The 15,661-nt window shown below is 73.0% G+C and carries 11 protein-coding genes; 1 reads left to right on the forward strand and 10 read right to left on the reverse strand.

Translation table 11 applies throughout. The annotated features are described in order from the left end of the window. Window positions 1-302: 302 nt before the first annotated feature. The 7 genes from C1N81_RS21030 to C1N81_RS21060 form a co-directional block, all read right to left on the reverse strand. The gene (locus C1N81_RS21030) at window positions 303-1,280 is read right to left on the reverse strand and encodes a cation diffusion facilitator family transporter (RefSeq protein WP_394431338.1); all 978 of its coding nucleotides are present in this window, start codon (window positions 1,278-1,280) and stop codon (window positions 303-305) included. 110 nt (window positions 1,281-1,390) lie between these two features. After that, window positions 1,391-2,542, reverse strand: coding sequence for a mannose-6-phosphate isomerase, class I (gene manA, locus C1N81_RS21035; protein ID WP_394431339.1), 1,152 nt, complete (start codon window positions 2,540-2,542; stop codon window positions 1,391-1,393). Between the two features lie 191 nt (window positions 2,543-2,733). Further along, a complete protein-coding gene (locus C1N81_RS21040) occupies window positions 2,734-3,861 on the reverse strand; it encodes an SIS domain-containing protein (protein ID WP_394431341.1) in 1,128 nt (375 codons plus the stop codon). Window positions 3,862-3,889: 28 nt separating this feature from the next. Next, on the reverse strand, window positions 3,890-4,060 hold the full coding sequence (locus C1N81_RS21045; protein ID WP_394431343.1) for a Trm112 family protein: 171 nt from the start codon (window positions 4,058-4,060) through the stop codon (window positions 3,890-3,892). Window positions 4,061-4,635: 575 nt separating this feature from the next. Next, window positions 4,636-6,006 carry a phosphomannomutase/phosphoglucomutase gene (locus C1N81_RS21050; protein WP_394431345.1) on the reverse strand — a complete coding sequence of 457 codons (1,371 nt, stop codon included), beginning with the start codon at window positions 6,004-6,006 and terminating at the stop codon, window positions 4,636-4,638. A gap of 110 nt (window positions 6,007-6,116) precedes the next feature. After that, on the reverse strand, window positions 6,117-7,733 hold the full coding sequence (locus tag C1N81_RS21055) for an L-lactate permease (RefSeq protein WP_394431347.1): 1,617 nt from the start codon (window positions 7,731-7,733) through the stop codon (window positions 6,117-6,119). Window positions 7,734-7,934: 201 nt separating this feature from the next. Further along, window positions 7,935-8,312, reverse strand: a complete 378-nt coding sequence (locus tag C1N81_RS21060; protein ID WP_394431349.1) for a DUF3499 domain-containing protein — start codon at window positions 8,310-8,312, stop codon at window positions 7,935-7,937. Window positions 8,313-8,806: 494 nt separating this feature from the next. On the opposite strand from C1N81_RS21060, the gene C1N81_RS21065 reads away from it, so the two are divergent. After that, window positions 8,807-9,193, forward strand: a complete 387-nt coding sequence (locus C1N81_RS21065) for a metallopeptidase family protein (protein WP_394438116.1) — start codon at window positions 8,807-8,809, stop codon at window positions 9,191-9,193. Between the two features lie 120 nt (window positions 9,194-9,313). On the opposite strand, the gene C1N81_RS21070 is transcribed toward C1N81_RS21065, so the two are convergent. The 3 genes from C1N81_RS21070 to C1N81_RS21080 all read right to left on the reverse strand — a co-directional run bounded on the left by C1N81_RS21070 (window position 9,314) and on the right by C1N81_RS21080 (window position 15,211). Continuing rightward, window positions 9,314-10,813 (reverse strand): DUF5719 family protein, encoded by a 1,500-nt coding sequence (locus C1N81_RS21070; RefSeq protein WP_394431351.1) that lies wholly within the window; start codon window positions 10,811-10,813, stop codon window positions 9,314-9,316. Further along, on the reverse strand, window positions 10,810-14,583 hold the full coding sequence (locus C1N81_RS21075) for a glycosyltransferase (RefSeq protein ID WP_394431353.1): 3,774 nt from the start codon (window positions 14,581-14,583) through the stop codon (window positions 10,810-10,812). The genes C1N81_RS21070 and C1N81_RS21075 overlap by 4 nt, the downstream gene beginning before the upstream one ends. A gap of 364 nt (window positions 14,584-14,947) precedes the next feature. Continuing rightward, window positions 14,948-15,211: a WhiB family transcriptional regulator gene (locus C1N81_RS21080; protein WP_127831770.1), complete on the reverse strand. Its 264-nt coding sequence runs from the start codon at window positions 15,209-15,211 to the stop codon at window positions 14,948-14,950. Between the last annotated feature and the right edge of the window lie 450 nt (window positions 15,212-15,661).

Below are 15,661 nucleotides of genomic sequence, written 5' to 3' on the forward strand. Positions count from 1 at the left end.
GGCTTGGTGCGCTTGCCCGCGGTCGGGTGGGCGCATGGCTGGTCTGCGGCGCCGACGGACACACGGGTCCGCTGGTGGGACACCAGTGTTCCCTGACGGAACCCAGGTGTTCCCTAGCGCTCGCAGCGCAGTCCGTCGGAGGCCCTCTCTCCCTCGGACAACCCGTCGCGCGGGGTGCCCGACCGCCATCAGCAGCGACGTCTGGCTCGTTACGAATCTACACCGATCGGCCCAGTCGGCCCCACCCCGTCTCCGTCGAGTCGGGGCGGGGCGTGGCCGAAAGCCGTCCGCTGCGGGCCGGATCAGTGGCCCGGGGCCGGGGCGGGGCCGCCCGGCGTCGCCTCACGGTCGGGGCCCTTGGCGGCCTCGGTCTCGCTGTAGATGTCGGGTTCGAGGTAAATGACGCGGGCGATCGGGACGGCGGCGCGGATACGGGCCTCGGCGGCGTCGATGGCGCGGGCGACCTCGGCGGCGGTGTCGTCGTGCTGGACGGCGATCTTCGCGGCGACGAGCAGTTCCTCGGGGCCGAGGTGGAGCGTGCGCATGTGGATGAGGCCGGTGACGGTGTCCCCGTCGACGACCGCTTCCTCGATCTTGCGGACCTCGTCCGTGCCGGCGGCCTCGCCGAGCAGGAGCGACTTGGTCTCCAGGGCGAGGACGATCGCGATGGCGATGAGGAGGAGGCCGATGCAGAGGGTGCCGATGCCGTCCCAGACGGCGTCGCCGGTGGCGAGGGTCAGGCCGACGCCGAGCAGGGCGAGGACGAGACCGATCAGCGCGCCGAAGTCCTCCAGGAGGACGACGGGCAGCTCAGGTGCCTTGGCGCGCTTGATGAACTGGCCCCACGAGAGCTTGCCGCGCAGCTGGTTCGACTCCTTTATGGCCGTACGGAAGGAGAAGCCCTCGGCGATGATCGCGAAGACGAGGACGCCGACCGGCCAGTACCAGTGTTCGAGGTCGTGCGGGTGCTTGATCTTCTCGTAGCCCTCGTAGACGGCGAACATGCCGCCGACGGAGAAGAGGACGATCGAGACGAGGAAGGCGTAGATGTAGCGCTCGCGGCCGTAGCCGAAGGGGTGTTGCGGGGTCGCCTCGCGCTGGGCCTTCTTGCCGCCGATCAGCAGCAGGAACTGGTTGCCGGAGTCGGCGAGGGAGTGGACGGCCTCCGCGAGCATCGACGAGGAGCCGCTGAAGAGGAACGCCACGAACTTCGATACCGCGATGGCGAGGTTGGCGGCGAGCGCCGCCACGATCGCCTTTGCTCCGCCTGAAGCACTCATGTTGTTCCCGGTGTCCCTTCGTACGTCCCGTGCCGCTGTGAGAGGTGGTGCTGCTTTGCCTGTCCTTTGCGGTGGGTCATTGTTGCAGCACGGGACGGGAGGGGCGGGAGTCAGGCCACGACGGTCGCGCGGAAAAGGGTGCCGGGTCCGGACACTTCGGTCTTTTCGCCCGCCGGGACGAAGGCGGAGTGGCCGGGGCCGAGGGTGAGGTCGCCCGCGCGGACCGTGCCGGCCGTGCAGAGCAGGATCTGCGGGGTGGCGGCCGTCAGGTCGTGGGCGGGGGCGGCGGCGGGGAGCACGAAGCGCGAGAGGCGGAACTCGTCGATCGGGGTGTCGTAGACCTCTTCGCCGTCGGCGCCGGCCTCCGGGCGCAGGACGCCCGGGTCCGTGGCCTCGAAGCGGACGATGCGGAGCAGCTCGGGGACGTCGACGTGCTTGGGGGTGAGGCCGCAGCGCAGGACGTTGTCGGAGTTGGCCATGATCTCGACGCCGAGGCCGTTCAGGTACGCGTGCGGGACGCCCGCGCTGAGGAACAGGGCCTCGCCCGGCTGCAGCCGTACGTGGTTGAGCAGCATCGCGGCGATGACGCCCGGGTCGCCGGGGTAGTGGTGGGCGATGCCCGCGTAGGGCTCGTAGGCGCCACCGATGCGCTGGGCGGCGGCCGTGGCGTCGGCGACGGTGCGGGCCATCTCGTCGCGGTCCGCGCTCAGGACGGCGGTGAGGACCTCGCGCAGCGCGGCCTCCTCGGGGTGGGCGCGCAGGAGGTCGACGTACGGCTTGAGGCTGTCGACACCGAGGCCTTCCAGGAGGCGGGCCGCCTCCTCCGGGGTGCGGAAGCCGCACAGGCCGTCGAACTCGGTGAGGGCGCAGATCAGTTCCGGCTTGTGGTTGGCGTCCTTGTAGTTGCGGTCGGGGGCGGTGACCGGGACGCCCTTCGCCTCTTCGGCCGCGTAGCCCTCCTTCGCCTGTTCGAGGTCCGGGTGGACCTGGAGGGAGAGGGGGGCACCCGCGGCGAGGAGCTTCAGCAGGAACGGCAGGCGCGGGCCGAACTTCCCGGCCGCCGCGTCGCCGAGTGCGGCCGTCGGGTCGGCGGCGATGACCTGATCGAGGGGGCCGCGGTCGGTCTGCGACGGGGCGCCGGGGTGGGCGCCCATCCACATCTCGGCCTGCGGCTCGCCGGTCGGGTCGGTGCCGAGGAGGTGCGGGATGGCGGTGGTGGAGCCCCAGGCGTAGGGGCGGATGGTGTTCGTCAGGGCGTCCATCTGGGGCTTCTCCGTGGGCGGGGTGGCGCGGGGGGCGTCTGCGGGTAGGTGGGTCACCCCGGACGATCGAGGCCCGGAGGGGGTTGGCGGCGGGTGGCCGGGGCGCGCCGGGTGGGTGTGGCCGGGGGTGTCGGCGGCGGGTGGTCGGGGCAGGCCGGGTGGGCAGGGCGTGGGGGCGTCGGCGGGAGGGTTCAGGTGCCCGAGGCCAGGCCCAGGTAGACGGCCGCGAAGTCCGTTACGGCGATCAGTTCCGCGAGGGTTTCCAGGTCCGTGCCCTCCTCGGGTTCCAGCTCGCTGATCGCGGTGTCGTGGGACAGGGCGAGTTCGCGGGCGGCGACGGCGGCGGACAGGCCGTCGGCCGGGCGGTCGCGGAGCAGGACGACGCGGGCGCGCAGGGCCTGGCCCTCCTCGACGCGGTCGCGGAAGAAGTCGTCGGGGTCGGAGCCCGCGGCGAGATCGCTGGTCAGGAGCGCGCCGTGGGCGGGCAGCGCCTCGGGCAGGTCCGCGGCGAGCGCGGGGCGGCCGGCCAGTTCGGCGAGCGCGGCCGCGAAGCGGCGGCCCGCCGGGCCCGCGGCGGCGCCCTCCGTCCAGATCAGCGGGAGCGCTTCGGCGAGTTCGGAGGCGAGGGTCTTGGCCGGGTTGCTGTACGTCGCGATGGCCGGGCCGCAACGTTCCGCGGTGCGGTCGAGGCGGTCGGCGACCTTCTCGAGCGTCTCCGCGGGGGCCGACAGCAGGCCCGTACGGTCGAGGAGCGCGAGGAGCGGGGTGAGCAGGGACCAGAGCACGCCCGGGGCGGCCGCCGCGACCAGTTCGTCCTGGTCGAACGGGGAGGTCGCCATCGGCACGAAAAGGCCGTGCGCGCCCGCGACGGACTCCGTCAGAGGGGCGCCCTTGGGGCAGACGGCGACGACCGTGACGCCGCGCCTATACGCCTGTTCGACCAGGAGGGACAGGCTGGGCTCCGTGCCCGTCGGGGACGCGATCAGGAGCAGGTCCACCGAGCCCGCCCAGCCGGGCAGCTCCCAGCGCAGAGCGCCCGGGGCCGGGGCCACGCCCGAGGGGCGCAGGCGGATCACCGGGCACGCGGCGCCCGCCAGACGGCCGAGCAGCTCGGCGACGCCCGTGGCCGCGGTGCCGGGGCCCGCGATCAGCACGGCGCGCGGGCGGCCGTCCGGCTTCAGGTCGTTTATCCCGGCCTCGGCCGCGTGCCGGGCCGCCGTGCGGACGCGGGCGCCCGCCTCGGCCGCGCCGCGCAACAGACCGCGGCGGTCGGCCCTGGCCAGCGCCTCCGGGTCGTCCAGGAGCGTTTCGTCGAACATCGGGTCGGGCCTCCTGCTCGCGGGACGGTTACGCGGGGCGGCGAGCCTCGTCGACCAGGAGGACGGGGATGTCGTCGCGGACCGGGTAGGCCAGACCGCACTCCGTGCCGGTGCAGACCAGCTCGGCGTCGGCCTCCTTCAGCGGGGCGTGGCAGGCCGGGCAGGCGAGGATCTCCAGGAGGCCGGCTTCGAGCGGCATGAGGGTCCCTTCGGGGTACGGGGTGGAGCGGTGCCGCGGGGCTTGCGGCCAGCTCAGCGTAGCGCTGCGCTGGGCTTGGGCGGGGTGGTGGGCCCGGGGTTGGTGCGGGGGGTGGGGTTTCTTGTTCGGGGGGTTCTGGCCCGGCGGGGTGGTCGCCTTCAGGGCTCGTCCTCAAGCGCCGGACGGGCTGGGAGTGGGGTTCGCCCGGCGAAAGGACTTCCGGCCGCCCTCGCGCAATCGCCCTAAGGGCTCGTCCTCGAACGCCGGACGGGCTGGGAGTCGGGCTCGCCCGGCGGAGGGACATTCCGGCCCCCTCGGGCTATCGCCCTAAAGGCTCGTCCTCAAGCGCCGGACGGGCTGGGGGGGGCGAACCCCGCCCGGTGAAGACACACCCCGCCACCTCGCGCCATCGCCCCAAAGGCTCGTCCTCAAGCGCCGGACGGGCTGGGAGGGGGCGGATCCGTCCGGCGATGCGGCATTGCGGTGGGGGGCGGGCTCGGCCGGCGCTATGCGGTGGTGCGGTGGAAGGCAGGGGCGTCCGGTGGTGTGGCGGCGGATCGGGGCGGCAGGTGTGGCTAGGTTCTGATCAGGGTCAGTACCTCGTCCCTCACCTTCTCCATCGTCTGCTGGTCGCGGGCCTCCGCGTTGAGGCGGAGCAAGGGCTCCGTGTTGGAGGGGCGGACGTTGAACCACCAGTCCTGGGCGGTGACGGTGAGGCCGTCGAGTTCGTCGAGGGTGAGGTCGGGGCGGGAGCCGTACGCGGACTTGAGCGCGGCGAGGCGCTCCGCCTGGTCCGCGACCGTGGAGTTGATCTCGCCCGAGCCGACGTAGCGGTCGTAGGAGGAGACCAGGGCGGACAGCGGGCCGTCCTGGCCGCCCAGGGCCGCGAGGACGTGGAGGGCGGCGAGCATGCCGGTGTCGGCGTTCCAGAAGTCGCGGAAGTAGTAGTGCGCGGAGTGCTCGCCGCCGAAGATCGCGCCGCTGGTGGCCATCTCCTGCTTGATGAAGGAGTGGCCGACACGGGTGCGTACGGGCGTGCCGCCGTTCTCCTTGACGACCTCGGGCACCGACCAGGACGTGATCAGGTTGTGGATGATCGTGCCCGAGCCGCCGTTCCTGGCCAGTTCGCGGGAGGCGACCAGCGCGGTGATGGCGGACGGGGAGACCGGGTCGCCGTTCTCGTCGACGACGAAGCAGCGGTCCGCGTCGCCGTCGAAGGCGAGGCCGAGGTCGGCGCCCTCGGCGCGGACGCGGGCCTGGAGGTCGACGATGTTCGCCGGGTCCAGGGGGTTGGCCTCGTGGTTCGGGAACGTGCCGTCCAGTTCGAAGTACATGGGGATTACGTCGAGCGGGAGGCCCTTGAAGACCGTCGGGACCGTGTGGCCGCCCATGCCGTTGCCCGCGTCGACCACGACCTTCAGGGGGCGGATGGCGGTCAGGTCGACGAGGCCGCGCAGGTGTGCCGCGTAGTCCTCCAACGTGTCACGCCGCGTGATGGTTCCCGGGGTCACGGTCGACGCGGCCCCGGGGGCGCCCGTCCCGCTCCACTCCTCGGCGAGCCGCCGGATCTCGGCGAGGCCGGTGTCCTGGCCGACCGGGGCGGCCCCGGCGCGGCACATCTTGATGCCGTTGTACTGCGCGGGGTTGTGCGACGCGGTGAACATCGCGCCGGGCAGCTGGAGCGCGCCCGAGGCGTAGTACAGCTGGTCGGTGGAGCACAGGCCGATCTCGGTGACGTCCGCGCCGAGGGCGGTGGCGCCGCGCGCGAAGGCCCGGGTGAGGCCGGGCGAGGAGGGGCGCATGTCGTGCCCGACGACGATCGCGGTCGCGTCGGTCACGCGGACGAACGCGGCGCCGAAGAGTGCGGCGAGCTCCTCGTCCCACTGGTCCGGGACCACCCCTCGCACGTCGTACGCCTTCACGATCTGCGACAGATCAGCAGCCACGGCCCGACCAGCCCTCCTGGAGTGTCCTCACCGGACGCACAAACTAATGGGCCCATAACGTACCTGTCCGGATACCCGGCCGGACCGGCAACCGGCCCGCGGCCTGTGGTTCAGGGCAGCATCCACGACAGGACGAACGTGCTCTGGGCGAGAACGATCAGGCACATCACCAGGAGCAGCCCGAGGCTCCACGGCAGCACCTTGCGGAGCAGGTCGCCCTCGCGGCCCGCAAGGCCGACGGCGGCACAGGCGATGGTCAGGTTCTGCGGCGAGATCATCTTGCCGAGGACGCCGCCCGAACTGTTCGCGGCCGCAAGGAGCTCCGGTGAGAGCCCGGACTGCTGGGCGGCCGTCACCTGGAGGGCGCCGAAGAGCGCGTTGGCGGAGGTGTCGGAGCCGGAGACGGCGACGCCGAACCAGCCCAGGACCGGGGAGAGGAAGGCGAGGCCCGCGCCCGCGGCCGCCACGAAGTGGCCGATGCTGGCGGCCTGCCCGGACAGGTTCATGACGTAGGCGAGCGCGAGGACGCTCGTGACGGTGAGGATCGCGAACCGCAACTCGTACACGGTTGCCAGCCATTCGCGCGCCGCTACGCGCGCGTGCACGCCGAGAACGACCGCCGTGCCCACTCCGGCGAGCAGCACGAGCGTGCCTCCGGTGGAGACGAGCGGGAGCGTGAAGACGTTGCCGCCGACCGGTTCGCCGTTCGGGGCGGCCACGTTCAGGAAGGGCCAGTCGAAGGTTCGCGTCGCCTTGGCGAGCCAGTCCTTCACGGCCGGGATCTGGGCCACCGAGAAGACGGCGACGATCAGCGCGTACGGGGCGTAGGCGCGCAGCACTTCGCGGCGCGGGTCCTCCTCGTCGAGGTCCTCGCTGCGTACGCCGGTGAGGACGGCGGCGCGTACGGGTTCGGCGGCGGGCCTGCGCGCGCTCGGGACGGCGACGAGGGCGCCCGCGCCGGCGAGGGCGGCGCCGATGTCGGCGAGTTGGGCGGAGACGTAGTTGGAGGCGGCGAACTGGACGACGGCGAAGGCGACTCCGCAGGCCAGGGCGGGCGCCCAGGTCTCGCGCAGCCCGCGCCTGCCGTCGACCAGACCCACGAGCACCAGGGGCACGACGAGCGCGAGCAGCGGCGTCTGGCGGCCGACGACGGAGGCGACCGAGTCCAGCGGGAGGCCGGTGACCTGGGCGAGGGTGACGACGGGGGTGCCCATGGCGCCGAAGGCGACGGGCGCCGTGTTGGCGACCAGGGAGACGACCGCGGCCTTGACCGGGTCGAAGCCGAGCGCGACGAGCATGACCGAGCAGATGGCGACCGGCGCGCCGAACCCGGCGAGCGCCTCCAGGAGCGCGCCGAAGCAGAACGCGATGACGAGCGCCTGGATGCGCGGGTCGTCGGAGAGGCGCCCGAACGAGCGGCGCAGGATGTCGAAGTGCCGGGTGCGGACGGTCATCCGGTAGACCCACAGGGCGTTGACGACGATCCACATGATGGGGAAGAGGCCGAACAGCGCTCCTTGCGCGGCGCTGGAGACGGTCTGGCCGAGCGGCATGTCGTACACGAGCCAGGCGACCAGGGCGGCGACGCCGAGGCCGATCAGTCCCGCGCGGTGCGCCTTCATGCGGACGGCGCCGAGCAGGACGAGGACGGTGACGAGGGGCAGCGCGGCGACAAGGGCGGACAGGCCGAGCGAGCCGTTCACCGGCTCCAGTTGCTGGACGAACACGAGCGCCTCCGGGATCCCGGTCCGTGGTGCGGGTGGCGAAATCGTCGTGTCCTCGACAATCAACGGTCAACGCGTACGACGGCGAAGATCCCGTGAAGGCGCTTTCCGATGACAGCAATGCCTGTAGGCAGCACCGCCTGCAAGCAGCACTGCCTGCAGGCAGCACTCCGAGGCGGCCCGCGAAGGGCGGCGAGGCGCGCGTCAGTTGTCGGGCGAGCGCAGGACGCGGAGGTGGCCGCGGCGGGCGACCTCCATCGGGTCCGCGTGGCGCCCCCCGGAGCCGCCCGCGCCTGCCGCGCGCTCCTGCGGGCGGGCCGCCTCGCGCACGGCGTTGGCCAGGGCCTCCAGGTCGTCGCCGCTGGGGCGGGCGGGGGCGCTGCCGTCGGTGAGACGGACGACCTCCCAGCCGCGCGGCGCGGTGAGCCGCTCGGAGTGCTCGGCGCACAGGTCGTAGCAGTGGGGTTCGGCGTAGGTGGCGAGAGGGCCGAGGACCGCGGTCGAGTCGGCGTAGACGTACGTCAGCGTCGCGACGGCGGGACGGCCGCAAGCGGTGCGCGAACAGCGACGTACAGGGCTCACGACGTTGGACGGTACCGCACTCCTGAGCGGGCCGCGACGACTCTCCCCGAGGTCACCCCACCGTGTCGTGGCGTGAGATGGCCCACACCGACCTCCGGAGGCCCTCTTTTGACCTGCGGCGTCCGTGGGTCCCGTACCCCGTCGGACAGTTGAAAGCGGTCACCACTCGGGGCAAATAGCTTCAATTGTCACGAGATCAACGGTCCGGGAGGGAAGCGGAATCAGGCCCAAGTTTGGCTTGATCGGTCAGGAACCGACATGCGGGCGCGTGGTGAGCGACATGCGGGCGCGTGGTGAGCGACATGCCGCGCCCGGTGCGGAGCCGCCCCTCCCCGAACGCCCGGGAGGACTACGCTGCGTCGGTGATGGAAAGGCCCCTCAACGCCGAGAACCCGCTCCCGCCCGAAGGGCAGGTACCGCCGCAGTCCCCCGCCGAGCCGGACTCCCCCGCCGAGCCGCGACCGGCCCGCCGCCGCGACCGGCACGGCCGCGGGATGCGCGGGCCCGTCGCACCGCCGCAGGTGCCGCTGTCGGCGAGCCGCGCCGAGGTCTTCGCCGACCTCGTGCAGGACTCCGTGGAGCGCCTGGAGCGACGCTGGCCGCAGCTGGCCGAGGTCGACTTCCTGATCCTCGAGGTGCCCCGGCTCACCGCCGAGGACGAGGCGTGGGGCCCCGACACGGTGCCGCTCGGCGGGATGATCCCCGCGCGGGACGGCACCCCCGCGCGCGTGGTCGTCTACCGGCGCCCCGTGGAGATCCGCACCAAGGGGCGCGACGAGCGGGCCGCCCTGATCCACGACGTGGTGGTGGAACAGGTCGCCGAGGTCCTCGGGATCACCCCCGAGACCGTCGATCCCCGGTACGAGGACGGCGAGGAGTGACCACGCGCGCGTAGCGGCGCCTAAAGGAGTGACTACGCGCGCGTAATGAGGAGCCAAGCGGAGTGCCCACGCGCGCGTAGTGCCCCGAAGGCCCCGAAGGCCCCGAAGGCCCCGAACGAGTTACTTCTGCAGGATCGACAGGTCCTCGCCTGAGTCCGGCACCGACACCGTCCCCCGGTCGTCGGGGAGCGTCTGGATGGTGAACGCCGGGACGCCGTCCCGCTTCTCCTCCAGCAGGCGCGAGCCGTAGACCTTGCCGCCCGACACCGGCTCCACCGTCAGCGCGTACGCGCCCTTCAGGCCGTCCGGGACGGGCGCGGGGACCGACAGCGTCGTACCGGCCTTGACCGTGTACTCCTTGCTGGTCGCGGTGCCGCCCTCGGCCCCGGCGGAGGCGGTGACCTTCACCTTGCCGGTGGCGTCGGGAGCGGTCAGGGCGAGCGTGGAGCCCTTGGCGCGGTTGTCGGCGACCGTGGCGCGCGCGCCGATGTCGCGGGCGGCCGGGATGAACGCGGTCTCCTGGTTCGCGCCCTTGCCGCGCACGACGCGCAGCGCAGCCACGACCGGCACGGAGGCGTCCGTCGGCGACAGGAGCAGGGAGCCCGCGTCGCCGCGCGTGAGGGCGCCGAGGTCGACGGCGGCCGTCATGCCGGACTTCACGTGCAGGGTGTCGTTCCCGGCGGGCGCGATCTTGCCGGTGGAGGTGGCGAGCTGGATCTTCAGGTCGGCGTCGTCCTGGCCCGGCGCGAAGGCGACCAGGCGCACGCTCGTGGCGTCCTTCGGGATGCCGGGGAGGACCAGCGAGGGAGCCGGGTACGCGGCGGCGGGCAGCCAGTCGCCGCCCAGTTTGTCGTCGGCGGCCGACACGGCGGCGGCGATCCGGCCGCTGCGCGCGGTCACGTGCAGGGTCAGGTTCGTGTACGGCTTGTCGGTCAGCGTCGAGAGCAGGACCGGCACGCTCGCGTGCGGGCCGACCTGGATGCCTTCGCCGACCTCGGACTTGACGGTGCCGTCGGGCCCGTAGAGCTGCACGTCGACCACCGCGGCCTCGTCGTCCGGGTTGGTGAGGTGGATGTAGTCGCTGCGGTCCTTCGCGGTGCTGGCGCCGGGGAAGTAGAAGTCGGTGTCCGGCGCCGAGCAGGTCAGACCGGCCAGGCCGCGGCCCGTGCCGGCGGCGACCTCGGTGGTCTGTTGCACGGTCCAGCCGGGTGCGAGGGCGCCGTCGGCGGTGCCGAGCACGGCGGGCGCGTCGGCCCCGGACGCCTCACCGGCGGCGGGCGTGCCGGGCTCCTTCGGGACGGCGACGGTCTTCGGCTTCTTCGTCCCGCCCTTGCCGCTCCCGGCGTCGCTCGAACCGCTCTCGGCGGGCACCAGCTGCGCCTTGCCCGCCTTGTCGCCGCCGCTGCCCTTGGAGGGCGGCGTGTAGGACGTGTAGGCGGTCTCCGCGAGTTCGGACAGGCCCGGGGACGGGCACAGCACGCTGGAGCGCTCGACGGGCAGCTGGGCGGCCGCCTTCGCGGGAGTGCCGTCGTCCGTGCCACCGGACGTCGTGGCGGCGAACCCGGTGACGGCGGCCAGCGCCGTCACCGCGGCGATCAGGGACAGGGTCGTGCGGTTCACTGCTGGCTCCCGTCGGGGCGCTCACTGTCTGCACCGTGGCCGTTGCCGCGGTCCTGGCCGTTGCCCTGGCCGGCGCCGTGGCCGTGCTGCTCGTACGTCGGGTCGTACTGCCCTTGCGCGTCGTACGGGCCCCCGTAGGCGTACGGGTCGTACTGGCCCGCCTGGTACGGATCCGCCTGGTAGGGGTCCGCCTCGTAGGAGCCTGCCTGGTAGGGGTCGTTCTGGTAGGCGGTGGCCGACTGCGGGTCGTAGCCGTAGCCGCCCTGGTACTGCTGCTGCCCGTCCGGCGCGTACGTGCCGTACGCGTCGCCCGCGTGTGCGGGCTGCTCCCAGTCGTCGTACGGCTGCTGCTGCGGGATGTCCGCGGCCGGAGCCGCCTCCTGGACCGGCACGGCCTCCTCGGCGGACGGCTGCCCTGCCTGCTCGGCAGCGGCCTGTTCGGCCTCCGCCTGCGCGCGCAGGCGGCGCGCCCTGCGGCCGTCGCCCGACGCGTCCTGCGCGGGCACGACCGGCTCCTCCGGGAGGTCGTCGTCGACGTGCTTGCGCCGCCCGGGCAGCGCGAGCACCACGAGGACGAGGGCGAGCACGCCCTGCGCCCACAGCCAGGCGGTGTGCGTGAACGGCGCCTCGTAGGTGACGTCCAGGGTGCCGCCCGAGGCGGGCAGTTCGAAACCCTGCGCCCAGCCGTCGACCGTGGTCCTCGTCAGGGGCTTGCCGTCCAGGGTGGCGGTCCAGCCCTCTGCGGCCTCGTCGGCGAGGCGCAGCACGCGCCCCTCGCCGCCGTTCGGCAGTTCGGTGTGGAGGTCGACCGGGCCCGCCGCGAGCGGCTTGGCCTCCTCGGCCGTCGGCCCCGCGTCGGCCGTGGGCAGGACGACGGCGCGGGCCACCTGCCGGTCGACGCGCCACAGGGCGGTGCCGTCCTGCTGGCTGAGCCGGGTCAGGCCCGGCGTCGCGTCCAGGACGCGGCTCATCTGGCGCGGCGCCCCGTCCCGTACGAGGACGTAGCGGACCGCGAAGCCGCCGAGCTGGTCGGCCTGGTCGGCGCCGGAGCCCGCGACCAGGTTGGAGACGACCTTGTCGAGGTTCTGGTTCTCGCCCGCGGCGGCGGTCAGCTCACCGTCGCCCAGGCGCGCGCCCGCGCCCCGGACGAGCGTGTAGGAGACCTGGCCCGTGGAACCGGCCAGGACGAGGGTGCGGGCCTGGTCGCGGGTGCCGGCCTCCTCGGCGACGAAGGCGGGGACCTGCACCGGGTCGCGGCGCTCCAGGGGCCCGTCGGCGCCGGCGATCATCCAGCCGGCGGCGAGCAGCAGGGGGCCGGCGGCGGCGGCGAAGGCGACGAGCGCGGCCACCGGCTGGCGCCAGCCGAAACTCTGCTCGGCCACGCGGGAGCGCGCGCCGTCGGCGCCGAGCGCGGCGGCGGCCAGGAGGGCGATGCCGTAGACGAGGGTGGCGGGACCGGCCCACGTCGAGTTGTTGGAGAGGACCGCGAAGACCAGGCCGACGATGGCGACGGCCCAGGCGGTGAGGACCGCGAGGCGGCGCTCCTGGCGCAGCAGTGCGCCGAGCGCGGCCAGGACGAGGCCGATGAGCAGCAGGCTGCCGGTGGTGCCGGGGCCGCCGGGCGAGGCGCCGAGCAGGCTGAGCGCGGTGCCGCTGGACGCTCCGTACGGCAGGCCCGCTTCCTCGAAGAAGCCGAACGGCAGCAGCGTCAGCGACCAGGGCGCGAGCAGCAGCAGCGGCGTGCCGAGGGCGGCCAGGAAGCGCAGCCCGTAGGCGGTGATGTCGCCGCGGCGCAGGGCGAGGAGCGCGAGGCCGAGGACGAGGGCGATCGGCCAGACGATGGGAGTGAAGGCCGTCGCGATGGTGAGGAGCAGCGCGTACGCCCAGGTGGCGCGCCAGCTGCCGCGGGCGCCCTTGTCGTTCATGAGGCCCGCGGCGGACATGCCCGCGCGCGCGATGAGCGGCAGCAGGATGACGAGTACGGCGGTGCCGATGCGGCCGCCCGCGAGGGCGCCGGTGGCGGCGGGCAGGAAGGCGTAGGCGACGGCCGCCCACGCGCGGAGCAGCCGGGACTGGACGAGCCGCCTGGAGGCGAAGTAGGCGGTGAATCCGGCCAGCGGTACCGAGCCGACGAGCAGCACGGTGACCGCGAGGCCCGTCGAGCCGAGCATCAGGGTGGAGAGCGCGGCGACGACCGCGAGGTAGGGGGGCGCCGAGCCGGTGGAACCGGTGCTGGTGGCGTGCCAGGCGTCGAGGTAGCGGGACCACAGGTCGGAGGCGTCGCCGGGCGCGGGGAGCAGGGCTCCGCCGGCGAGCGCGCCGCTGCCGAGGAGGCCGCGGCAGGCGATCAGGGAGACGAAAAGGAGCACCACGAAGAGCATCGGCCCGGGGTTGCGGGCGATGCGCTTGAGCCGGGCGAACTGCTCGACCTGGATGAAGTCGTCGTCGTCGCCGGGCCCCGATTCGAGTCCGCCGCCGCCGTGGCGCCCCGCGTTGGAGCTCTCCGGGTCGGCGCCGTCGAAGAGGTTCCCCGCGACCTGCTCGACGGTGAGCCGCAGCGTCGCGCCGGGCGGCGGGAACAGGGGCCGCAGCTCCTTGCCGTCCACCACACCTTGGCCGCGCTGCCGTCGACCGGCGAGGATCCGCCCCGGTCGCAGCAGGGTCGCCAGCAGGCCGGTGATCTCGTCGAAGGCCTGTCCCGGCACCTTGCCGACGAGGTAGGCGACCGTGCGCAGCAGGGTGCCGAGCACGAGCCGGATCAGGACCCAGGGCAGCACCGCACCGCGCGCGTTGACGAGCAGCGTGTAGACGGCGCCTGCCTTGTCGACCTTGTGCGGCGACGAGGCCGTGCGCCCGACGCAGTCGACGGTGCGGCGCTCGCGCGAGGACGCCTCGGCGTGGCGCACGACGGCCTCGGGGGCGACGACGACACGGTGCCCCGCGGCCTGGGCGCGCCAGCACAGGTCGACGTCGTCCCGCATCAGCGGCAGCCTGCGGTCGAACCCGCCGAGCTGCTCGAAGACGTCGCGCCGGATCAGCATGCCGGCGGTGGAGACGGACAGGACGGGCCGTACGTGGTCGTGCTGGCCCTGGTCCTGCTCGCGGCGGTCGAGGCCGGTCCAGCGGCGCCCGGAGTTGGCGATGGAGACGCCGACCTCCAGGAGCTGCCTGCGGTCGTACCAGCCGCGCAGCTTGGGGCCGACGATCGCGACGTCGGAGCCGGCCTCGCGCTCCATCTCGACGACGCGCAACAGCTGGGCGAGCGCGTCGGGTTCGGGCGCGCAGTCGTCGTGCAGCAGCCACAGCCACTGCTCCGGCTCGCCGTGCGGCAGCTCGGGCAGGTCATAGGCGTCGTCGCGCCATTGCCGGCTGACGGGGTCCCAGCCGCTCGGCCGCTTCAGGTAGGGCAGCTCTTCGGGGGTGAGCACACCGGCGCCGCGCACGGCCTCCTCGACGGCCTGGCCGAAGCCGGTGCGGCGCGCGAGGTGCAGCACGCGCTCGTCACCGAGGGCGCCCGCGACCAGGGCCGCGGAGTCGTCGGCGCTGCCCGTGTCGGCCGCCACCGCGTCCTGCACGGGGCGCTCCTGGCCGAGCAGGCCCGAGAGGACCGCTGGCAGCCAGCGGGCGCCGTCGTGCGAGACGAGGACGGCGGTGACGACATGCCGGGGGAACTCGGGGGCGCCGCTCGGGTCGAGCCCTGTGGCGTGCCCCGGGTTGAACGTGGCGGCGGCAGTACCGAACTGGTCTGCCGTATGGCTGTGCACGGACATCGAGGTACGGGCCCCGGTTCGTTGGACTGTGGTGGACGTCTGTGTCCGCTGGGGACACGGAGGCGTCTCGGACGGGGCCCCACACTAACGGCTGGCAACACAAGCGGCCCGCCGCCTGTGGACAACCACAAGGGACGGGCCGTACGTACGGCACATTACGTACCGCGCGGGAAGCGGGTCTGACGTCACATCAGACAGTGGTTCGAGCACGGGACCCGGTGAGGGTGGGTCCGGTGGTGGACCCGGTGAGGGTGGGTCCGGTCGGTGGTGGACCCGGTCAGGGTGGGTCCAGTGGTGGACCCGGTCAGGGTGGGCCCGGTGGTGGACCCGGTCAGGGTGGGCCCGGTGGTGGTCCGGTGGCGGTTCAGACCGCGGCCTTCTTCAGACGCCTGCGCTCGCGCTCCGACAGGCCGCCCCAGATGCCGAACCGTTCGTCGTTGGCAAGTGCGTACTCGAGGCACTCGGAGCGGACCTCGCACGCGAGGCAGACCTTCTTGGCCTCCCTGGTGGAGCCGCCCTTCTCCGGGAAGAAGGACTCGGGGTCGGTCTGCGCGCACAGTGCGCGCTCCTGCCAGCCGAGTTCCTCTTCCGCGTCCTCGACCAGCAGATCCTGAAACGACTCGGTCATAGTGCGCCCCTCGTCCGTCCGTGCGTCCCCGTGATGTTGCCGTTACCGAATCCGGCTGAACGACACGAGTGAAATTACAAGTGTGCCGATCCGGGGCAGTCAAGCCGCGATCTGCTATTGGGCCCCTTATTCACTCTGCGGAACCAAGGCTATGCGGAAAGTGTTCAAATCGGCAAAAACCGGAACACTCTCCAGCGCCCCATGTCGGGTCCCAGAAGGACCCACATGGATGCCCTACCCCGTGCAAACCACTACATGGGAGGACGCCGCGAAGTTTGATCTCGTTCCGGCACGCCCGCAGAAGCGAACCGGATCACATTCGGATCACAGGATCGCAACGGCGTTTGCGTGCCGGGCTGCTGCGCCACATGTCCGGTCAACGGGGTGCACAAACCTTTCGCCTTTCCGGGATACCGGATGAGGTGAAACATTTCCCACTATCCGGACATT

It is taken from the genome of Streptomyces sp. SGAir0957 (assembly GCF_043523415.1).